At 65.9% G+C, this 20,081-nt stretch carries 20 protein-coding genes; 17 read left to right on the forward strand and 3 right to left on the reverse strand.

From position 1 onward, the window contains the following. Positions 1 to 35 precede the first annotated feature (35 nt). From hisD to pyk, 16 genes are all read left to right on the forward strand, one after another. Positions 36 to 1,403, forward strand: coding sequence for a histidinol dehydrogenase (gene hisD, locus MHX66_RS06805; protein WP_239201512.1), 1,368 nt, complete (start codon positions 36 to 38; stop codon positions 1,401 to 1,403). Between the two features lie 3 nt (positions 1,404 to 1,406). Next, positions 1,407 to 2,528: a histidinol-phosphate transaminase gene (locus tag MHX66_RS06810; protein ID WP_239201515.1), complete on the forward strand. Its 1,122-nt coding sequence runs from the start codon at positions 1,407 to 1,409 to the stop codon at positions 2,526 to 2,528. Between the two features lie 84 nt (positions 2,529 to 2,612). Further along, complete coding sequence (gene hisB, locus MHX66_RS06815; protein WP_005295849.1) at positions 2,613 to 3,227, forward strand: imidazoleglycerol-phosphate dehydratase HisB; 615 nt, start codon at positions 2,613 to 2,615, stop codon at positions 3,225 to 3,227. Continuing rightward, the gene (locus tag MHX66_RS06820; protein WP_239201522.1) at positions 3,227 to 4,576 is read left to right on the forward strand and encodes an MFS transporter; all 1,350 of its coding nucleotides are present in this window, start codon (positions 3,227 to 3,229) and stop codon (positions 4,574 to 4,576) included. The genes hisB and MHX66_RS06820 overlap by 1 nt, the downstream gene beginning before the upstream one ends. An 11-nt stretch (positions 4,577 to 4,587) precedes the next feature. Continuing rightward, positions 4,588 to 5,331, forward strand: a complete 744-nt coding sequence (hisH, locus tag MHX66_RS06825; RefSeq protein WP_239201523.1) for an imidazole glycerol phosphate synthase subunit HisH — start codon at positions 4,588 to 4,590, stop codon at positions 5,329 to 5,331. Positions 5,332 to 5,399: 68 nt separating this feature from the next. Beyond that, entirely contained in the window at positions 5,400 to 6,176 is a 777-nt protein-coding gene (gene priA, locus MHX66_RS06830) for a bifunctional 1-(5-phosphoribosyl)-5-((5-phosphoribosylamino)methylideneamino)imidazole-4-carboxamide isomerase/phosphoribosylanthranilate isomerase PriA (protein ID WP_239201524.1), read from the forward strand. Continuing rightward, complete coding sequence (locus MHX66_RS06835) at positions 6,176 to 7,153, forward strand: inositol monophosphatase (protein WP_239201527.1); 978 nt, start codon at positions 6,176 to 6,178, stop codon at positions 7,151 to 7,153. The genes priA and MHX66_RS06835 overlap by 1 nt, the downstream gene beginning before the upstream one ends. Beyond that, positions 7,150 to 7,932: an imidazole glycerol phosphate synthase subunit HisF gene (gene hisF / locus MHX66_RS06840; protein WP_070489063.1), complete on the forward strand. Its 783-nt coding sequence runs from the start codon at positions 7,150 to 7,152 to the stop codon at positions 7,930 to 7,932. Before MHX66_RS06835 ends, hisF begins: the two co-directional genes overlap by 4 nt. Continuing rightward, the gene (gene hisI / locus MHX66_RS06845; RefSeq protein ID WP_239201531.1) at positions 7,929 to 8,312 is read left to right on the forward strand and encodes a phosphoribosyl-AMP cyclohydrolase; all 384 of its coding nucleotides are present in this window, start codon (positions 7,929 to 7,931) and stop codon (positions 8,310 to 8,312) included. The genes hisF and hisI overlap by 4 nt, the downstream gene beginning before the upstream one ends. Position 8,313: 1 nt before the next feature. Further along, entirely contained in the window at positions 8,314 to 9,885 is a 1,572-nt protein-coding gene (locus MHX66_RS06850) for an anthranilate synthase component I (protein ID WP_239201535.1), read from the forward strand. Further along, positions 9,882 to 10,589, forward strand: a complete 708-nt coding sequence (locus MHX66_RS06855; protein ID WP_049049441.1) for a TIGR02234 family membrane protein — start codon at positions 9,882 to 9,884, stop codon at positions 10,587 to 10,589. Before MHX66_RS06850 ends, MHX66_RS06855 begins: the two co-directional genes overlap by 4 nt. A gap of 19 nt (positions 10,590 to 10,608) precedes the next feature. Continuing rightward, a complete protein-coding gene (trpC, locus tag MHX66_RS06860) occupies positions 10,609 to 11,418 on the forward strand; it encodes an indole-3-glycerol phosphate synthase TrpC (protein WP_239201538.1) in 810 nt (269 codons plus the stop codon). Between the two features lie 18 nt (positions 11,419 to 11,436). Further along, entirely contained in the window at positions 11,437 to 12,726 is a 1,290-nt protein-coding gene (gene trpB, locus MHX66_RS06865; RefSeq protein ID WP_239201541.1) for a tryptophan synthase subunit beta, read from the forward strand. Positions 12,727 to 12,729: 3 nt separating this feature from the next. Further along, positions 12,730 to 13,500, forward strand: a complete 771-nt coding sequence (gene trpA / locus MHX66_RS06870; RefSeq protein WP_239201544.1) for a tryptophan synthase subunit alpha — start codon at positions 12,730 to 12,732, stop codon at positions 13,498 to 13,500. Next, entirely contained in the window at positions 13,497 to 14,360 is an 864-nt protein-coding gene (lgt, locus tag MHX66_RS06875; RefSeq protein WP_239201547.1) for a prolipoprotein diacylglyceryl transferase, read from the forward strand. Before trpA ends, lgt begins: the two co-directional genes overlap by 4 nt. A 33-nt stretch (positions 14,361 to 14,393) precedes the next feature. Continuing rightward, the gene (pyk, locus tag MHX66_RS06880; protein WP_239201550.1) at positions 14,394 to 15,812 is read left to right on the forward strand and encodes a pyruvate kinase; all 1,419 of its coding nucleotides are present in this window, start codon (positions 14,394 to 14,396) and stop codon (positions 15,810 to 15,812) included. On the opposite strand, the gene MHX66_RS06885 is transcribed toward pyk, so the two are convergent. Both MHX66_RS06885 and MHX66_RS06890 read right to left on the reverse strand, forming a co-directional pair. Next, positions 15,794 to 17,026 (reverse strand): amidohydrolase, encoded by a 1,233-nt coding sequence (locus MHX66_RS06885; RefSeq protein WP_239201552.1) that lies wholly within the window; start codon positions 17,024 to 17,026, stop codon positions 15,794 to 15,796. The genes pyk and MHX66_RS06885 overlap by 19 nt on opposite strands. A 33-nt stretch (positions 17,027 to 17,059) precedes the next feature. Beyond that, a complete protein-coding gene (locus tag MHX66_RS06890) occupies positions 17,060 to 18,427 on the reverse strand; it encodes a DUF4921 family protein (RefSeq protein ID WP_239201554.1) in 1,368 nt (455 codons plus the stop codon). A gap of 106 nt (positions 18,428 to 18,533) precedes the next feature. Between MHX66_RS06890 and MHX66_RS06895 the strand changes: the two genes are divergently transcribed. Further along, positions 18,534 to 18,923, forward strand: a complete 390-nt coding sequence (locus MHX66_RS06895; RefSeq protein WP_239201556.1) for a hypothetical protein — start codon at positions 18,534 to 18,536, stop codon at positions 18,921 to 18,923. Here MHX66_RS06895 and MHX66_RS06900 read toward each other — a convergent pair. Further along, positions 18,904 to 20,025, reverse strand: a complete 1,122-nt coding sequence (locus tag MHX66_RS06900) for an HNH endonuclease signature motif containing protein (protein ID WP_239201558.1) — start codon at positions 20,023 to 20,025, stop codon at positions 18,904 to 18,906. The genes MHX66_RS06895 and MHX66_RS06900 overlap by 20 nt on opposite strands. Positions 20,026 to 20,081 lie beyond the last annotated feature (56 nt).

Raw genomic sequence — 20,081 nt, forward strand, 5'->3', positions numbered from 1 at the left:
AATCAGTATTAATCAGTAAGGAAGCTGCGTACACGATGACTAGCGCCCAGCTGGACTTTAGCCGGATCGATCTGCGGGGACAGGCCCCGACTACCGCCGAGCTGCGCCATCGGCTGCCGCGCGGGGGAACGGACGTGGACTCGGTGATCCCCACCGTCGCACCGATCGTCGACCAGGTGCGCGAAGGCGGGGCACGCGCAGCGCTGGAGATCGGGCAGCGCTTCGACGGCGTGACCCCGGATTCGGTGCGGGTTCCTGCTGAGGTTATTGACGCCGCCGTGGGGACTTTGGCCGACGATGTCATCGCTGCACTCGAAGAGGCCATCAAGCGGGTGCGTGCATTCCACTCCGCCATCCGGCCTGAAGACAAGCAGGTGGAGGTCGCGCCGGGCGGCATTGTGACCGAGCGGTTCATCCCCGTCCAGCGCGTGGGTCTGTACGCGCCGGGTGGCAACGCGGTGTACCCGTCGAGTGTGATCATGAACGTCGTGCCGGCTCAGGAGGCCGGGGTGGAGTCCCTCGTTGTGGCCTCCCCGCCGCAGGAGGGCAGCTGGCCGCACCCGACCGTGTTGGCGGCCTGCAAGCTGCTGGGCGTGGAGGAGGTCTGGGCCGTCGGCGGGGCGCAGGCAGTGGCGCTGCTCGCGCACGGCTCCACGGCAGAAGGCGGCGAGGAGCTGGAGCCGGTGGATATGGTGACCGGCCCGGGCAACATCTTCGTCACCGCCGCCAAGCGGCTGTGCCGCTCTGTGGTGGGCATCGACTCCGAGGCGGGCCCGACCGAGATCGCTGTGCTGGCCGACGAGAGTGCCAATGCGGTGGAAATCGCCTACGACCTGATTAGTCAGGCGGAGCACGACACGATGGCGGCCTCCGTGCTGATCACGGACAGCGAGAAGCTGGCCGACGAGGTGGTGGCCGAGATGAACGAGCGCTATCACATCACCGAAAACTCCGAGCGCGTCGCCGAGGCCTTGGGCGGGCAGCAGTCCGGCGTGGTGCTGGTGGACGACATCGCCGCGGGTATCCGCGCGGCGAACGCCTATGGCGCCGAGCACCTGGAGATCCACACCGAGGATTCCCACGAGGTCGCAGCGCAGATCACCAACGCCGGCGCGATCTTCATCGGCCGCTTCAGCCCGGTGCCGCTGGGCGACTACGCCGCTGGCTCCAACCACGTGCTGCCGACCTCCGGCACGGCGCGGCACTCCTCGGGGCTGTCCACCCTGATTTTCCTAAAGTCCGTGCACGTCATCGACTACAACGAGGAAGGCCTGCGGGGCGTGGCCGACACGGTGATCACCCTGTCTAAGTCCGAGGGGCTGCCCGCCCACGGCGAAGCCATCAGTGCACGTACAAACACAGCACGCACCAACACCGCAAACACCAACCGAACGGAGGGCTAAACCATGGCCGAGCAGAACAACCAGATCTCCCTGGCCGACCTGCCGCTGCGTGAAGAGCTACGTGGCAAGTCCGCCTACGGAGCCCCACAGCTTTCCGTAGCCAACCAGCTGAACACCAACGAGAACCCCTACCCGCCGTCGCCGGAGATTGTTGAGGGCATCGCCCGCCGCGTGGCGGAGCTGGGCAAGCAGCTGAACCGCTATCCAGACCGCGACGCAGTGGGGCTGCGTGAGGCCCTAGCGGCGTACGTGAGCCAGCAGACGGGTGTGGGCGTCACTAAAGAACAGGTATGGGCAGCCAACGGTTCCAACGAGGTATTGCAGCAGCTCTTGCAGGCTTTCGGCGGGCCTGGACGCAGCGCCATGGGCTTTGTGCCGAGCTACTCCATGCACCCGATCTTGGCAGCGGGCACTCAGACGGAGTTCATTTCGGTCGAGCGTCGCGCCGAGAATCGCTTCGACATCGACGTGGACGAGGCGGTTGCCGCCATCGACGAGCGCCAGCCGAACGTCATCTTTATTACGACGCCCAACAATCCCACCGGCAACAGCACGCCGCTGGCTGACATCGAGAAGATCCTGCAGGTAGCCCCCGGCATCGTGATCGTCGACGAGGCCTACGCGGAGTTCTCCGATGAGCCCAGCGCGGTGGGGCTGCTGGAGCAGTACCCGACGAAGCTCGTGGTTTCCCGCACCATGTCCAAGGCCTTCGACTTCGCCGGCGGGCGATTGGGCTACTTCGTGGCCCACCCGGCGTTTATCGAGGCCGTGATGCTGGTGCGCCTGCCGTACCACCTGGCGACCCTGTCGCAGGCAGCGGCGGAGGTGGCGCTGGAGCACTCCGCGGCCACGCTGCAGACGGTGGAGAAGCTGCGCCAGGAGCGCGACCGAGTGGTTGCCCGCCTGCGTGAACTGGGCTACGACGTGATCGACTCGCACTCGAACTTCGTGTTCTTCGGCGGCTTCGACCGCGTCGGCGATTCGGCCGCGGTGTGGCAGCGATTCCTGGACCAAGAGGTGCTGATCCGCGACGTCGGTGTGGCAGGCTGGCTGCGCGCAACTGTCGGGCTGCCGGAGGAAAACGATGCGTTTCTTGCCGCCGCCGCCAAGATGATGGACGATTAGACACACCAGACAGACGTTTTAAGAGCTTTTAGAGAACGGGACCAGAGACCCCAGAGAGACCAGAGAGGTAGGTGCAAAGCCACCGTGGCCACGAACCCCACCCCGCGCATCGGGAAGGCCCAGCGCGCCACCAAAGAATCAGACATCCAGGTCGAGTGGAACCTGGACGGCACCGGAAAGACCGACATCGACACAGGCGTGCCGTTTTTCGACCACATGCTGACCGCCCTCGGCGCACACGGCTCCTTCGACCTGAAGGTGCACGCCCGCGGTGACGTAGAGATCGACGCACACCACACCGTCGAGGACACTGCGATTGTGATGGGCCAGGCCCTGGCGCAGGCGCTGGGCGACAAGGCGGGCATCCGCCGCTTCGGCGATGCTTTCATCCCGATGGATGAAACGCTGGCGCACGCCGCCGTGGACGTATCGGGGCGCCCGTACTACGTGGGCGTGGGGGAGCCGGAGCAGATGCTCAGCGCGGTGATCGGCGGCCACTACGCCACCGTCATCAACCAGCACTTCTTTGAGACCCTGGCGCTGAACTCGCGCATTGCCCTGCACGTGCGCTGCCTGTACGGCCGCGACCCGCACCACATCACCGAGGCGGAATTTAAGGCCGTGGCCCGCGCGCTGCGCGCCGCCGTGGAGGACGACCCGCGCGTGGGCGGGGTTCCGTCGACCAAGGGAACACTGTAATGGCGCGCCCGAAGGCGCTGACCATTGAAGAACTAGAAAAGATCGATTCCGTGTGGAAGGCCCCCGGCCTGATCGCCACACTGGTGTCGGTCTTCTGTGCGTTCGGTGGCTGGGCGCTACTCCTGCCGGTCATCCCCCTGGCCGTGATCGATGGGGGCGGAACCGATAGCGTGGCGGGCCTGTCCACGGGTGTGTTCATGGCCGCCACCGTGCTGACGCAGGCCTTCACCCCGCGCCTGCTGCGCGCCGTGGGCTACGCGCCCGTGATGCTGGGTGCCGCGCTGCTGCTGGGCTTCCCGGCGCTGGTGTACGTGGCCGACATGTCCGCGGTGACGGTGCTGGCCATCGCCGCCGTGCGTGGCGTGGGCTTCGGTGCGGTGACGGTGACGGAGGCCGCGCTGATCGCGGAGCTGGTGCCGCCGCGCCTGGTCGGTCGATCCTCCGGCGTGTTCGGCGCGACGGTGGGCGTGACACAGCTGATTAGCTTCCCGCTGGGTATGTGGCTCTACGGCAGCTTCGGCCTGGTCGGAGTGTGCTCGGCCGCGGCGTTGTACTCGGCCGTGGGAGCCCTGGCTGCGCTGCAGCTGCCGAAGGTCGAACGCGAGAACTCGCCCGGTGTGGCCGCCGATATTCCCGACAATGCAACCTCGCAGACGGACTACACTCCGGAGGCGCCCCGCGTGGCTACCTGGAAGCTGGCCACCGTGCCAGGGCTTTCCATCGGCGCGGCCGCCGTGGGCTTCGCCGGGTTCAGCACGTTCCTGGCGCCCGCCGCCGGCGAGATCGACGTGGCAGTGGCCGCCACCATCTCTGGCCTGGCGCTGAGCGTGGTGGGCTTGATGCAGATCGGCTCCCGCCTGTTCAGCGGTTGGTACGCCGACCGCGTGGGCGAGCCGGGACGCCTGAACGCGCTGGGTCTGGTTCTGTGCATGGTGGGCCTGGCCTCTGCGGCCATCATGCTGGCCGTACACCCCACGGGCGGGCTGTTGCTGCTCTGGTCACTGCTCTCGGCTGCGTTCTTCGGCGCGGGCTTCGGCATCAACCAGACCGAGGCGCTGCTGATGCTCTTCGACCGCCTGCCCAGGGCCGAGTCCGCCAAGGCGTCGGCGCTGTGGAACATGACCTTCGACGGGGGCACCGGTGTGGGCGCGATCTTGCTGGGTTTTGTGGCCGGTGCGCTGACCTACCAGGGGGCCTTCATCACCGCCGGGGTGGTCGCCGCGTTCGGCTTTGTGGTGGCTATCCTCGACCGGATTGTGGGGCGTCACCGCGTCGCCGAGTACGGCAATGTGCGCGAAACATTGCGTCGAGTGCGACGACGTGAACTGCGCCCGGGTAAGTCCGGCTAGGATTACCAGTTATGAATTCTTCTCTTTCTTCTCGACGCCCACATGTCGCCCTCCTGGACTACGGCAGCGGAAACGTACGCTCCGCCCAGCGAGCGGTTGAAAAGGCAGGGGCCGAGGTTGAGGTGACCCGCGACCCGGAGACGGTACAGCGAGCCGACGGGCTGCTGGTGCCGGGCGTGGGCGCCTACAGTGCGTGCATGAAGCAGCTGCACAGTGTGTACGGGGACCGTCTGATCGGCCAGCGACTGGCGGGCGGGCGCCCGGTGCTGAGCATCTGCGTGGGCATGCAGATCCTCTTCGACCGGGGAGTGGAGTTCGCGGAAGGCACGGAAGAGGCTCGCGCAGAAGATAACAGCGCAGGAAACGTTAACTTCATGGAGGGCATGGGTGAGTGGCCCGGCACCGTGGAGAAGCTGGATGCTGACGTGTTGCCGCACATGGGGTGGAACACCGTGGAGGTCGGCGATGGCTCCTCGGCCAGCGCGCTAGACAAGCCCGCAGCCGAGCCGACGAAAATGTTTGCCGGTATCAAGGAGTCCGAGCGCTTCTACTTCGTCCACTCCTATGGCGTGCAGGAGTGGGAGCTACTGACCGATGGGCGCACCGAGCCGCCGCTGGTGCACTGGGCGAGCCACGGCCGCAGCCGCTTCGTCGCCGCCGTGGAAAATGGTCCGCTGTGGGCTACGCAGTTCCACCCGGAGAAGTCTGGTGACGCAGGGCTAAAGCTGCTGCAGAACTGGGTGGACACGCTCTAGCTCTAGAAATAGCACTAGTTTCATGGATTTGATCTTCGACGGCCTCGATACACGTTAGGATTCTCCCTATGGCTTCTACTGATAACTCCCGTGCCCTGACCCTGCTTCCCGCCGTCGACGTAGCCGACGGCCAGGCCGTCCGCCTAGTACAGGGCGCGGCGGGCACGGAGACCAGCTACGGAGCACCGATTGAGGCCGCTTTGGCCTGGCAGAACGCAGGCGCGGAGTGGATCCACCTGGTGGACCTTGACGCTGCCTTCGGTAGGGGCAGCAACTTCGAGTTGCTGAAGGAGGTCACCGGCCAGCTGGACGTGAACGTGGAGCTATCCGGTGGTATCCGTGACGACGAGTCGCTAGAGCGCGCCCTGTCCACCGGCTGCCGCCGCGTGAACATTGGCACCGCTGCGCTGGAGGATCCGGAGTGGTGCGAGTCCGTCATCTCCCGCTACGGCGACAAGGTGGCCATCGGCCTGGATACCCGCGAGGTCGACGGCGAATGGCGCCTGCGCGGCCGCGGCTGGACCTCCGACGGCGGCGAGCTGTGGGAGGTACTAGAGCGCCTGGATTCCCAGGGCGTTTCCCGCCTGGTGGTCACCGACGTCAGCCGCGACGGCATGCTGAACGGCCCGAACATCGACCTGCTGCGCGAGGTGGCTGCCGCCACCGACGCGCCGGTAGTGGCCTCCGGTGGCATCTCCAGCCTGGACGACATCCGCGCGCTGGCGGCTGTGGTGCACGAGGGCGTGGACTCCGCGATCGTGGGCAAGGCACTGTACGCGGGCAAGTTCACCCTGGAGGAGGCCCTGGAAGCGGCCCGGGAAACGGGAAGGGGGAGCGACAACTAATGACAGCCTTCCACGGACTGTCCCCGGAGGAACTGGATACCCGCTCGCTGCTGGCCATCGCCGAGGCGGCGGTGGACGAGGCCGAGACGACGTTTACCGCAGCTGTCGGCGCGGAGCCGGAGGTCATCAAGTCCCCCGGCGACTTCGCCACCGAGGCGGACCTGAGCGTTGAGCGCCAGCTGCGCACGCTGCTGACGCAATACACCGGCCTGCCCGTGCACGGCGAGGAGTTCGGCACGGTGCGCCCCGGCGAGATCCCGGGGGAGAACATCACCGAGCCGAACCCTAACGACGCGATGGCGGACGGGTTGGACGGCCCGCGCCGTAAGTCTCTCGAAGCCGGGGACCAGGAACTGCCGGAGACTTTCTGGGTGGTGGATCCCATCGACGGCACCGCCAACTACGCGGTGGGAAATCCTTTTGCCTGCATCCTGGTTTCCCTGGTGCACCAGGGGCAGACCATGGTCTCCGTCACCGAGATGCCGCTGCTGGGTAAGCGCATCACCGCCCGCCGAGGCGAGGGGCTGCTGGTGGACGGCCACCCGGCCCGCGCCATGCCGTCGTCGGATCCGGGAGTGACGCAGATCAGCTTCGGCTCCATCCTGTCGCAGCGCCGCGGTAACCTGCCGATTTCCTACCGCCAGGACATGCTGAACGAGATCGGCAAGTCCTACCCGCGCATGCGTGTCACCGGCTCCGTGGGCATTGACCTGGCCTTCACCGCCGCCGGGGTGTTCGGCGGCACTGTCACCTTCAGCCCCAACCTGTGGGACAACGCTGCCGGCATCCTCGCCGTGGAAGAGAACGGTGGCATCGCCACCGACTTCGCGGGCAACCCGTGGCGCCCGGGCGTTTCCGGCCTGGTCGCAGGCGAGCCGGAGGTGCACGCCACCATCCTGCAGCACATTCAGGCCGTGCCGATTGGCACCGCCGCCCGCAACGCCCAGGAGATCCGCGACCGAGGAGGCATCCGATGAGTGTTACCGTGCGCGTTATCCCGTGCCTGGACGTGGACAATGGTCGCGTCGTCAAGGGCGTGAACTTCGAGGGCCTGCGCGACGCCGGTGACCCCGTGGAGCTGGCCAAGCGCTACGACGCGCTGGGCGCCGACGAGCTGACTTTCCTGGACGTCTCCGCCTCCAAGGACGGCCGCGGCACCATGCTGGACGTCGTGCGGCACACCGCCGACCAGGTGTTCATCCCGCTGACCGTCGGCGGGGGAGTGCGCAGCGAGGAGGACGTGGACGCTCTGCTGCGCGCCGGTGCCGACAAGGTCAGCGTCAATTCCTCGGCAGTTGCCCGCCCCGAGCTGCTGCGCGAGCTCTCCCAGCGCTTCGGCGCACAGTGCATCGTCCTGTCCGTGGACGCTCGCCGCGTGAAGGACCCCGCGGAGGCGGACAAGTACCCCTCCGGCTTTGAGGTCACCACCCACGGCGGCACCAAGTCCGCCGGGCTGGATGCCATCGAGTGGGCCCGCAAGGGCGAGGAGCTGGGCGTGGGGGAGATCCTGCTGAACTCCATGGACGGCGACGGCACCAAGGCCGGCTTCGACATCGAGATGCTGCAGGCCGTGCGCAAGGCTGTCTCCATTCCCGTCATCGCCTCCGGCGGCGCAGGCGCCCCGGAACACTTCCCGCCCGCCGTGGAGGCAGGCGCGGATGCTGTGCTGGCGGCCTCCATCTTCCACTTCGGCGAGGTGGAGATCCGCGAGGTCAAGCAGGCCCTGGCCGATGCGGGCTACGAGGTACGACTGTGAGCGCCACAGATCCCAAGACAGGCCCCAACACAGACCCGGCAAGCTACGAGCTAGACCGCGCCATCGCCGAGCGCGTCCGCTTTAACACAGACGGCCTGGTGCCCGCCATCGTCCAGGACATCACGAATGGTGATGTGCTGATGATGGCGTGGATGAACGACCACGCCCTGGCTCACACCCTGGCCACCAAGAAGGGCACCTACTGGTCCCGGTCGCGCCAGTCCTATTGGATCAAGGGCGAGACCAGCGGCCACACCCAGCGCGTCGAAGAGGTGCGCCTGGACTGCGACGGCGATACGGTGCTGCTGAAGATCGAGCAGACCGGCGCGGCCTGCCACACCGGCGACCGCACTTGTTTTGACGCCGACCGCTTGGCCTAACATGTCAGACATGGGTGACAACACTTCCAGCAAGTCCATCGGTGACCTGACAAGCCTTGAGACCTTCCGCGAGCTCGCGGCCAACCACCGCGTGGTGCCCGTGGTTCGCAAGGTCCTCGCCGATGGGGAGACCGCCCTGTCCGCCTACCGGAAGCTCGCCGACGGCCGACCCGGCACGTTCCTGCTGGAATCGGCGGCGCATGGCCAGTCGTGGGATCGCTACTCCTTCATCGGCACCGGAGCCCGCTGCGCGCTGACCGCCAAGGGTGGCGTGGATGGTGGCGCGGCACGTTGGATCGGCCAGCCTCCGGTGGACATCCCAGAGGGCACCGACCCGCTAGATGCGATCCGCAACACGCTGGCACACCTGCAGACCGCCCCGATGCCCGGACTGCCACCGCTGACCAGCGGCCTGGTGGGCTACATGGGCTACGACATGATCCGCTACATCGAAAATGTGCCGGACACCTGCACCGACGACCTGAACATTCCCGACATGGTGCAGCTGCTGGTGGAGGACATGGCCGTCGTCGACCACTACGAGGGCACGATCTGGCTGATTGCCAGCGTGATCAACTGGGATAACTCCGACGAGCGCGTGGACGAGGCATACGCCGAGGCAGTCACACGTCTAGACACCATGGTGGAACGGCTGGCCACGGGCGCGGCAGGGGGCGTCACTACCTTCGAAACCCCCACACCTAAGTACCGCAGGCAGCGCACCTACGACGACCACCGCGAGCGCATCGGCAAGGTCAAGGAGCACATCAAGGCCGGCGATGCGTTCCAGGTGGTGCTTTCGCAGCGCTTCGAAATGGAGACCGACGTCGACCCGATAGACATCTATCGCATGCTGCGGGTATCGAACCCTTCGCCCTACATGTTCCTGGTTAACGTACCTACCGAGGGTTTTGACGCCACCGCGTTCCACATCATCGGCTCCTCCCCGGAATCGCTGGTGCAGGTCCGTGACGGCAATGTCACGACGTTCCCCATCGCCGGATCTAGGCCGCGCGGCGAGACAGTGGAGCAGGACTTCGCCTTCGAACGCGAGCTGGTCAACGACGAGAAGGAAAACTCCGAACACCTGATGCTGGTGGACCTGGGGCGCAACGACCTCGGAAGGGTCAGCGAGCCCGGCACGGTGGAAGTGCACGACTTCCGCCACGTGGAGCGCTATTCGGCGGTGATGCACCTGGTATCCGGTGTCAGCGGCAAGCTGGCCGCGGGGAAGACGGCGGTGGATGCATTCAATGCGACGTTCCCGGCCGGGACCCTGTCGGGCGCGCCGAAGCCCTCGGCGCTGAAGATCATCGACACGCTGGAGGACACGCGCCGCGGAGTCTACGGCGGCACAGTCGGCTACTTCGACTTTTCCGGCAACACCGACCAATCCATAGCCATCCGCACTGGGCTGTACAAGGACGGCACTGTGTACGTCCAAGCTGGCGGCGGAATCGTAGCGGACTCCGACCCGGAGGCGGAGGACCTGGAGACCCGCAACAAGGCCGCGGCGGTGCTGCGGGCGGTGGCTGCGGCGGAGACCATGAAGAACGCAGGGGAGAAGCAGTGAGCAAGAGCACGGCAGAGGACGTAACAGGGGACGTAACCCAGAAGGCCAAGCGCATCCGGCAGATCGCGCTGCTGTGCGTGGTGCTGAGCGCGGCGGGCCTGTGGGGAGCAAGCCGCCTGAAGTTTGTGACCGTGGCCGTCGACGACGACAAGGCCGGGGCCTCCACCAAGGAGCTCGTGGGATCCGTGTGGGACCCCGCGCTGGTGCCGCTGGCGCTGGCGATGGTGGCCGCGCTGATCCTCTCGATGGCGGTGCAGCCCATGGTTCGGCGGGTGCTGGGTGTGGTGATCGTCGCGCTGGCGGCCACCGCCAGCTTCCGCGCAGTGCAGCTTCTAAGCAGCGACGTGGACCTGGCTCGCGCGCAGAGCCTGCTGCGAAGCGGCGCGGCCACGCAAAAGGAATCCGACCCGGTGCAGATCTCCGAATGGGCGCGAGTGATCAGCGGTGATGTGCACTCGCTGGGCATCGTGCTGGTGCTTGTCGCGGCGGCAATCGGTGTGATCGGTGGTGCGATCCTGATTCTGCGGCCCGGCCAGGAGTCCAGGGGGCACAGCCGCTACGAGACCCCGGAGGTGCGCCGCGCGGACGCGGAGGAGGACCTCGCGGAGAATCCAGATTCAACCCGCGTGCTGTGGGACGCCCTGGATGCGGGGGTGGATCCGACCGAAGAATCCGATTTCTCCCGCACCAAGCAGGGGCGATAAGCTCAGAGGTGTGACACACATGACTGTTCTCGACCAGATCATCGCCGGGGTGCTAGAAGACCAGGCCGAGCGGGAAGCCAAGATCCCATACAAGGAGATCAAGGCCATGTCCCTGGACGCACCTCCGGCGCTCGACGCCCACGCCGCGCTGGCCGCCCCCGGGGTCAGCCTCATCGCCGAGGTGAAGCGCGCCAGCCCCTCTAAGGGAGATCTCGCCGAGATCGCCGAGCCGGAAGTGCTGGCGAAGGCCTACGAGGACAACGGGGCCACCGCCATCAGTTGCCTCACCGAGCAGCGCCGCTTCAAGGGCTCCCTCGAGGACTTCGACGCGGTGCGCCGCGCGGTGAACATCCCGCTGCTGCGCAAGGACTTCACGGTGAACCCGTACCAGATCCACGAGGCGCGGGCGCACGGCGCGGACATTGTGCTGCTCATCGTCGCCGCCCTCGAGCAGCAGCGCCTGGAATCCCTGCTGGACCGAACCGAGTCCCTGGGCATGACCGCCCTGGTGGAGGTCCACACCGCCGAGGAGGCCGAACGCGCTGTTGCCGCCGGTGCCAAGGTCATTGGCGTCAACGCCCGAAACCTCAAGACGCTGGACGTCGACCCGCAGGTGTTCAGCAAAATCGCCCCAACACTTCCGGACGACGTAGTGAAGATCGCAGAGTCGGGCGTCAAGAATAAAAACGACTTGAGCGCCTATGCCGCAGCGGGCGCGGACGCAGTGCTCGTCGGCGAAGGCCTGGTCACCGCAGGTAACCCCGCACAGGCGTGCCGGGACCTCGCCGCGGCGGGGAAGCACCCCGCCTGCCCCCAAAAAAATTCCTAAGCGATAGCATATAAAACTGTGACTACCGAGAAGACCTTCAAGAACGCCGACGCGCAGGGCAAGGCCCTGCCGACGGTAGGCGAGATCCTGGCGACCGCCACCCACCACGAGCCCGACGAGCGCGGACACTGGGGTGACTTCGGCGGCCGCTACGTCCCCGAGGCCCTCATGGCAGTGATCGAAGAGATCACCGACGCCTGGGCGAAGGCCCGCTCGGACCAGGGCTACCTGGACCAGCTAGACGAGCTGCACCGCACCTACACCGGCCGCCCGTCGCCGCTGTACTACGCGGACCGCTTCTCCGAGGCCGTGGGTGCCGAAGTGTGGCTGAAGCGCGAAGACCTCAACCACACCGGCTCCCACAAGATCAACAACGTGCTGGGGCAGGTGCTGCTGGCCAAGCGCATGGGCAAGACTCGCGTGATCGCGGAGACCGGCGCGGGCCAGCACGGTGTGGCCACGGCGACGGCCTGTGCGCTGCTCGGCCTGGAATGCCGGATCTACATGGGGGCTGTGGACGCCGAACGTCAGGCCCTCAACATTGCCCGCATGCGCCTGCTCGGCGCCCACGTGGAGGTAGTGGAGATCGGCTCCCGCACCCTGAAGGACGCGATCAACGAGGCCATGCGCTTCTGGGTTTCCAACGCCGACGACACCTACTACTGCTTCGGCACCGCCGCCGGCCCGCACCCGTTCCCGCAGATGGTGCGCGACCTGCAGCGCGTGATCGGCGTGGAGGCGCGCCAGCAGTTGCTGGCCGAGACCGGTAAGCTGCCCGACGCCGTGGTGGCCTGCGTGGGCGGCGGTTCCAATGCGATCGGACTGTTCCACCCGTTCATCGAGGACGAAGGCGTGGACATCGTCGGCGCTGAGGCCGCGGGCGACGGTGTAGAGACCGGTCGCCACGCCGCGCCGATCAACCTGGGGCTGCAGGGCGTGTTCCAGGGGGCCTTCGCCGACCTCATGCAGGACGAGGACGGGCAGATTATCGAATCGCACTCTATCTCCGCCGGGTTGGACTACCCGGGCGTGGGGCCGGAGCACTCTAAGCTGCACGCGGAGGGGCGCGCCCGCTACCTGCCGATCACCGACTCCGAGGCCATGGATGGCTTCAAGCAGCTGACCCGCCTGGAGGGCATCATCCCCGCGATCGAGTCTTCCCACGCCGTCGCCGCCGCCATTAAGGTGGCCGCGGAGAAGCCGGGCGCCACGCTGATTGTGAACATTTCCGGTCGCGGCGACAAGGACGTCAACACCGCCGCGAAGTGGTTCGACATGCTGGATCAGAAGAGCGAGAAGGACGGCTAACCCATGACCTCCCGACTTTCTAAGGTTTTCACCGACGCGCGCGCCGAGGGAAGAGCCGCACTCGTGGCCTACTTCCCGGCCGGGTATCCCACGGTGGCTAAGTCCAAGGAGCTCGTCGCCGAGCTGGCCCAGCACGCCGACCTGATCGAGGTGGGTATTCCGTTTACCGACCCGATGATGGACGGCCCCACCATCCAGGCAGCAGCCAACGAAGCGCTGGCCAATGGCTTCCGGGTGAAGGACACGCTCGAGGTCGTCCGCACGGTTACCGAGGCGGGTGGCCAGGCCGTCATCATGTCCTATTGGAACCCCGTGCTGCAGTACGGCCCGGAGAAGTTCGCCGCCGACCTGGCCGCCGCCGGGGGACTGGGCTCCATCATCCCGGACCTGCTGCCGGAGGAAGCCGGCCGTTGGGCGGAGGCCTGCAAGGCCAATGACCTATCGCCGGTCTATCTCGTCGCGCCCTCCACCACGCCCGAGCGCATGGCCCTTACTGTTGACGCCGGCGACGGCTTCATCTACGCAGCATCCCACATGGGGGTGACGGGCGCGCAGGACGAGGTCTCCAGTTCCGCTGAGGAGCTGGTCGCCCGCGTCCGCGAGGCCACGGACCTGCCGGTGGCAGTGGGACTGGGTGTGAAGACCGGTAAGCACGCGGCGGATATTGCCTCCTACGCAGACGGCGTGATCGTCGGCTCCGCGCTGATCCAGGCCGCATCCGACGGCAACCTGGGCGAGCTGGCCGCAGAGCTGGCGCGAGGCGTTCGCGCATGATCGCGGCGGCCATTCCTTCGCCACCGCAGGGGGTCTGGGAGCTAGGCCCCATTCCCATCCGCGCCTACGCGCTGTGCATCCTCACAGGCGTGATCGTGGCCTACTTCTGGACCCGCCGTCGCTACGCGAAGCTGGGCGGGGACCCGGAGGTCACCGTCGACGCGCTGCTCGTCGCCGTGCCCGCGGGCATCATCGGCGCCCGGATTTACCACGTGATTACCGATCACGATAAGTATTTCGGCGAGGGCAAAGACCCCACCCAGGTGTTCAACATCACCAATGGCGGTTTGGGGATCTGGGGCGGAGTCGTCCTGGGCTCCCTGGCCGTGTGGCTGCTGTTCAAGGCCAAGGGGCTGCCACTGGGCACTTTCGCCGCCGCCGTGGCGCCGACGGTGCCGCTGGCGCAGGCCATCGGCCGGCTGGGCAACTGGTTCAATCAGGAACTCTACGGCGGGCCCAGCGACGCACCCTGGGCGCTGGAAATCTACCGCCGTGTGGACGAAAGCGGCTACACCGCACCCATCACCGGCCGCTCCACCGGGGAAGTGCTGGCCACCGTCCAGCCGACGTTCCTCTACGAGCTGATCTGGAACCTGCTCGTGGTCGTACTGCTGCTAGTCGCGGAACGCTACTGGCGCGTTGGCGGGAGCAGACTGTTCACCCTCTACGTCATGGGCTACACCTTCGGCCGCTTCTTCATCGAAAACATGCGCACAGACGCCGCCACCACCGTGTTCGGCGACGTGCGCATCAACGTTGTCGTTTCCGCAGTGGTGTTCCTCGCCGCGACAGCACTGTTCATCTGGTGGACGGTGCAGCAACGCAAGGCTGAGGGCGTCACAAAAGAAGAAGCGAAGTAGCGGGGACAACGCTGCGGGGCTATCCTCGAGTCCGTGAATAGAAGAACCAAGATTGTTTGCACCCTGGGTCCCGCGGTCGCTTCGAAGGAGCAGATTCGCGGGCTCGTAGACGCAGGAATGAACGTTGCGCGCCTCAACTTTTCCCACGGCGAGCACGCAGACCACGAGCAAAACTACAACTGGGTTCGACAGGCCACCGATGAATCCGGCAAGGCCGTCGGTATCCTCGCCGACCTGCAAGGCCCGAAGATCCGCCTGGGACGCTTCGCAGAGGGCGCAACCGTCTGGGCGACCGGCGAGACCGTACGCATCACCGTCGACGACGTGCAGGGCACGCACGACCGCGTATCCACCACCTACAAGGGCCTGGCTCGCGACGCCCGCCCCGGCGACCGCCTACTGGTCGACGACGGCAAGATCGCGCTGGTGTGCAAGGAAGTCGACGGCAACGACGTCGTGTGTGAAGTCACCGAAGGCGGCCCGGTTTCCAACAACAAGGGAGTCTCCCTGCCGGGCATGAACATCTCCGTGCCGGCGCTGAGCGAGAAGGACACCGAAGACCTGCGCTTCGCCCTGCAGCTGGGCGTGGACTTCATCGCCCTGTCCTTCGTGCGCAGCCCCTCCGACGTGGAGCTGGTGCGCGACATCATGGACGAAGTTGGCCGCCGCGTGCCGGTGATCGCCAAGCTGGAGAAACCGGAGGCAGTCGACGCGCTGGAGCCGGTTATTCTGGCCTTCGACGCAATCATGGTCGCCCGCGGTGACCTGGGCGTGGAGGTGCCGCTGGAAGACGTACCGCTGGTGCAGAAGCGCGCCATCCAGATTGCCCGCGAAAACGCCAAGCCGGTGATCGTGGCAACGCAGATGCTGGACTCCATGATCGAGAACTCCCGCCCGACGCGCGCCGAAGCCTCCGACGTGGCCAACGCCGTGCTCGACGGTGCGGATGCCGTGATGCTCTCCGGCGAGACCTCCATCGGCAAGCACCCGATCACCACCGTGGAGACGATGGCCCGCATCGTGCGCGCCGCAGAGATCGACGGGGAAGTGCCACCGCTTACGCACCGCCCGCGCACCCGCCGCGGCGTGATTTCCTACGCAGCCAAGGACATCGGCGAGCGCCTGAACGCGAAGGCACTCGTGGCCTTTACCTCCTCCGGCGACACGGCCAAGCGCGTGGCGCGCCTACGTTCCCACCTGCCACTGCTGGTGTTCACGCCGTCGCAGGCCGTGCGCTCGCAGCTGGCCCTGACGTGGGGTGTGGAGACGTTCCTCATCGAAGACGTGAAGTCCACCGACGAGATGATGGACACCGTCGACCACCACCTGCTGGCCATGCCGCAATACAAGTACGACGACATGATGGTCGTCGTCGCCGGCTCTCCGCCCGGGATCTCCGGCAACACCAACATGATCCAGGTGCACCTGCTGGGTCAGGAGCGGAAGAGGTAACTCAGCGTCGCGGCCAACGCCGCGTCCGTGGAGGTGCCCAGCGCCTCAATGCGCGGGGCGAAAGCACCGTGGTGGTTACCCGGCACCGGCTCCCCGGAAGCCCACAGCTCCGGATCCGTGGTGCCGATAGTCCAGAAAAGGTAGGGCACGTCGAAGTGGCGGGGGATCTCCGAGAAGTCCTCGGAGGCTGTCCAGGGTTCGGCGTCAATAGAATCTTCCCCGAAGACCGCATCAAACACCGGGCGTACGTGCTCGAACGTGCTGGGGGTATTGTCGGTGAGCTCGCCGTGGGCGGAGTACTCGAACTCGGGCGGAAGCTCGCAGCCGGAAGCATCGCACTCGGCGCGGACGACCCGCTCGATGGCGGCGTAGGTCTTGTCGCGTACGTCCGTGTCGTAGAAGCGGCAGTTCAGCACCAGCGTGGCATCCTCCGGGATGGTGTTGTTTGTGTGACCGGAAGAAAGTGTGCCGACGGTGATGACGGCGAAGTCCGACGGGGCGACCTCGCGGCCGACGATGCCCTGTAGGCGGACAACGATCATCGCAGCGAGGAACGTCGGGTCGATTGATTCCTGCGGGCGCGAGCCGTGGGAGGACTTACCGTAGAGCTTGATGGTGATCGTGTCGCAGGCCGCCAGCACCGGGCCGGACGCGGACATCACAGTGCCGAGGCGGCCAGGCAGGACGTGCTGGCCCAGGCACACATCGGGGGTGGGGATCTTCTCCGCCAGGCCGTCGTTGATCATGTTGCTGGCGCCGGCGGTGACCTCCTCCGCGGGCTGGAACAGCGCAATGAAGGTGCCGTGCCAGGCATCGCGGCGCTCGTCGAGAACCGCGCACAGCCCCATGAGCGCCGCGGCGTGCATGTCGTGGCCGCACGCATGCATGACCCCGTCGTTCTTGGAGGCATAAGGCCGGCCCGTTGTTTCCTGCACGGGGAGGGCATCAAAATCTGCGCGCATGAGGACGGTTGGCTCGTCTGCGCTAGTTGCCTCGTTGCTCGGGTTACGGAACACTGCGGTGACGCCATAACCCCCGATGCCCGTGGTTACTTCGCAATCCATCTGCGCCAACCGCGCGGTAATGTGCTTGGCGGTTTGCTCCTCCTGCAGCGACAACTCGGGGTTCTCGTGCATCCACTGGTAGAAGCTATCCTGCCAGCTCAGATCCACGCCGTGGTTTGCGATGAACTCTGCAATATTCGCGTTGTGCATTGCGAGATTTGTCCTTTCTAGCGGATTAGCGGATTAGCGGATGGCCGGGTTGTACTTCAGCATGTTGGGGCGGGTGGCGCAGTCGTCGCCGAGGCGGATGCCCGGGGCCAGTTGGCCTTCCTCCTGAGCCTTTACCAGGGCATTGAGCACGCGCTCCCGGAGGTCCGCCGGGGAGATGGTGTTGATGAAAATCTTCGTGCCACCTTCGAAACCGGCGATGGTGGACACGCGCCACTTGATCACGATGCGCCAGGGCATCGGGACGTCAACGTCGAGGGGACGGTGCAGCCACTCCTCATTGCAGGAGACGTGCGGCCCCGCGGCGACGTGGCAGGCGTGAACCAAATCCGAGACGGCATCGCGTTCGGCGTCAGACATCAGCCAAGGTTCGGTCGTGGCGGACTTGGAGAAAACCTCGAGGGTCGGCCAACGGTGCCCAAAACCAGCAAACGCGATGGCGTGGTCGTTCTCGGCGATGACGAGGTTGTGGCGGGCGGCGTAGTCGACGGCCCACTCGTTGTACATGTTCGGGTTAGCGCGGACCTGGGCGATCTCGAGTTCGTTCTGCAGGCCGTGCTCGTCGATGGCGACGAGCTGCTTGTGGAGGTGTTCGAAGCTTGCTCCAGCCGGGGCGAGCCAGTTCTGGAACGCGGCGACGTAGCGGACGTAGCGGTTGGCGCGGTAGAGGCGATCCATGCCGTCGACGGTGAAGGCGATGAAATGGCGGTGGTTCTTCCACCCGAGAGTGCCACTAGAGGCCAGCTGGTCGGTGGTGTCTGCGCCGGGAACGTAGTGGTCGCGGGCGATGATCACATCGTGGCCGCCGGCGAAGAGCCCGGCGCTCTTTTCGTAGAGAGTCTGCATGCGATTCTCGGGGGAGAAAAGCTCGTCGAGTTCTTCTTGCGTGGTGCCACCGGCGGACCACTTGTCGCGCAGGATCTGCTCGACGTGATCCTGGCCGGCTTCCTCGGCCAGGTAGTCGGTCATGTGCTTGGCGGCGGCGGGGTTCATCCGGTAGCCGTAGTTCAAGAGCCAGTAGTCGTAGGTCAGGATCTCGAAGAGGTTCGCCACGCGGCGGAACAGCGGTTCGGTTTCCTCCAGCTTGCTAACCGGTAGTCCGCGCAGGATGTGTGCCTGCCCGTCCTCGTCGAGTACCAGGCGGGACTTCTCCGGCGGGGTGTCCAGCTTGCGGTTCAGGCCGAATGCCGTGGCTGAGTCGCGGTCGCCGACGGTGCGCACCTCTGGACGGTGTTCGGCGATGGGGCGGTTGCCGCGGCCGGGTACGGTCCACACCTCGGTGCCGGAAAACGGGTTGACCTGTTTGATCGTTCCGTCCGGCAGGGTGGTCAGGGGAGGTACGGGCGCGGGGTGCGAAGCATGGGAACCAATCACGGCACACATTCTAGTAGGTTTCCTGTCCTATCGATCACACCGCCGTGCACTCCGCCGGCCTGCTGGCACACCGCCGTGCTTGCTGTTCGCTGCTGCGTGCTGCCACACTAGGGGAATGCCAAAGATTATTTTCAGGCTGCTGGCTAACCAGGAGCAGCTGGCCGCCATCGAGCAGGATTTCCGCTCCATGATCTCTGCCCTCGGCGAAGCGTTCGAGGGCACGCTAAATCTCCAGTCCGGGCAAGCTGGAGACCCCGAACTGGTCACTACCTGGGTGGAGCTTTTCGGCGAGAGCCCCGACGAGAGCAACGATCCCGCAACCGGCGCCGAGCTAACCGTCGACGTTGTCCGCTACGAAATCGGCTCCGTCTCCGGCCTAGCCATGCACTTCGCCGAGCTCCTCACCGTTCGCGAGAACGAACCCGCCGAGCCGATTCTGCGCCAGGTCCAGGACGACCCTGGCACACCCCGCGTGCCTTGGCACGTCACTGTGGCTTCGGTATAACTCCTCTCGCGTGGGTGGTGAACTGCTCCCCGTGGTGGTTCACCCACTTGATTGTCCAACCGCCGTCGCTAGTGCTTGCGCGCCACTGCCCGTTGGTTTTCAGGTTGTGGTGGGCGCGACATAAGCACTGCATATTTCGCACATCCGTCGCGCCGCCCGCCGACGGGTCCGTGTGGTTGTACGGCACGATGTGGTCTTTGTCGCACATCGGTGCCGGGTGTTCGCATCCGGGGAACCGGCAGGTGCCGTCCCTGCCGACGAGGAATTCCTTCATTTCCCTGCTTGGCGTGTACTGCTCCACGGCCGGCGGCACCGTCACGCTGTCTACGCGCGTGGCGAAGCTCTCGTAGATGTCGGCCTGTTCGGTGCTGATTGCCCCGACTCCCGGGATGAACCCTGGGCCGCCTTCCCATCGAAAGACGTGGACGTGCACTACCGTGTTGGTTTCTTCGCCGCTGATTAGCCCCGCGATTACGTCCATTCGTGCTTGTGCGAGGTCGCAGTCTAGCTCCCCGGCCAGCACCTTCGCCTTCTTCGTTACTGCTTCCCACATGCGCTGCGATTGGTCTTTCGGCATGTTCAGCGTCCACCGGGAAAGCTCGGCGGTTCCGCCCAGTGTCGTCACGGATCCTTTAGTCGCGGAGCGTTCCTCCGCCGCCGCTTTCTCGCCTTCGGCAAATGGGGTGGGGAAGTCCTGCGCGATCACTTCGCATAGGTATTCGCCCAGTTCCTTCGCCGTTGGCCCTTCCTCGCGCGCGCTGATGCAGTCCACCGCGTGTTTTTCCAGGTAGCGGTTGAACTGCTCCATGTCCATGATCGCCTGCCCCGCCTCGTCGGGCTCCGTCAGCTGTGCCGCGTAGGCGTTGCGCACTCGCCACACTTGTTCGAGGTGCCGCACGCCGATCACCCCGGCTTTCAGCGCCGCCAGCCCGAGCATGTTCATCACGGCGAGTATCTGCGCCGCGTGTGAGAACACTATCGCATCCGCGGTCCCCGCCTTCCGCAGCGCTTGTATCCGCGCCACGGTCGGGTCGTCGATCACGCTGTATGCATACGCCGCGTCGACCTTATTGCACATCCGCCGCATCTCGTCGGCATCCATTTTTGCCCCCTTCTTGTCCGAGCGCCGCTTACCTTACACACGGCCCCGGACAACCC

This window comes from Corynebacterium sp. ACRPH (assembly GCF_022347285.1).
Lineage (GTDB): Bacteria > Actinomycetota > Actinomycetes > Mycobacteriales > Mycobacteriaceae > Corynebacterium.

Coding starts and splice junctions, on each gene's coding strand:
- MHX66_RS06810 (WP_239201515.1), top strand. CDS start 1,407: ATGGCCGAGCAGAACAACCAGATCTCCCTGGCCGACCTGCCGCTGCGT.
- MHX66_RS06895 (WP_239201556.1), top strand. CDS start 18,534: ATGCCAAAGATTATTTTCAGGCTGCTGGCTAACCAGGAGCAGCTGGCC.
- hisF (WP_070489063.1), top strand. CDS start 7,150: ATGAGTGTTACCGTGCGCGTTATCCCGTGCCTGGACGTGGACAATGGT.
- priA (WP_239201524.1), top strand. CDS start 5,400: ATGGCTTCTACTGATAACTCCCGTGCCCTGACCCTGCTTCCCGCCGTC.
- MHX66_RS06820 (WP_239201522.1), top strand. CDS start 3,227: ATGGCGCGCCCGAAGGCGCTGACCATTGAAGAACTAGAAAAGATCGAT.
- MHX66_RS06885 (WP_239201552.1), bottom strand. CDS start 17,026: ATGCACAACGCGAATATTGCAGAGTTCATCGCAAACCACGGCGTGGAT.
- trpC (WP_239201538.1), top strand. CDS start 10,609: ATGACTGTTCTCGACCAGATCATCGCCGGGGTGCTAGAAGACCAGGCC.
- MHX66_RS06900 (WP_239201558.1), bottom strand. CDS start 20,025: ATGGATGCCGACGAGATGCGGCGGATGTGCAATAAGGTCGACGCGGCG.
- MHX66_RS06890 (WP_239201554.1), bottom strand. CDS start 18,427: ATGTGTGCCGTGATTGGTTCCCATGCTTCGCACCCCGCGCCCGTACCT.
- MHX66_RS06835 (WP_239201527.1), top strand. CDS start 6,176: ATGACAGCCTTCCACGGACTGTCCCCGGAGGAACTGGATACCCGCTCG.
- hisH (WP_239201523.1), top strand. CDS start 4,588: ATGAATTCTTCTCTTTCTTCTCGACGCCCACATGTCGCCCTCCTGGAC.
- hisD (WP_239201512.1), top strand. CDS start 36: ATGACTAGCGCCCAGCTGGACTTTAGCCGGATCGATCTGCGGGGACAG.
- trpA (WP_239201544.1), top strand. CDS start 12,730: ATGACCTCCCGACTTTCTAAGGTTTTCACCGACGCGCGCGCCGAGGGA.
- MHX66_RS06850 (WP_239201535.1), top strand. CDS start 8,314: ATGTCAGACATGGGTGACAACACTTCCAGCAAGTCCATCGGTGACCTG.
- lgt (WP_239201547.1), top strand. CDS start 13,497: ATGATCGCGGCGGCCATTCCTTCGCCACCGCAGGGGGTCTGGGAGCTA.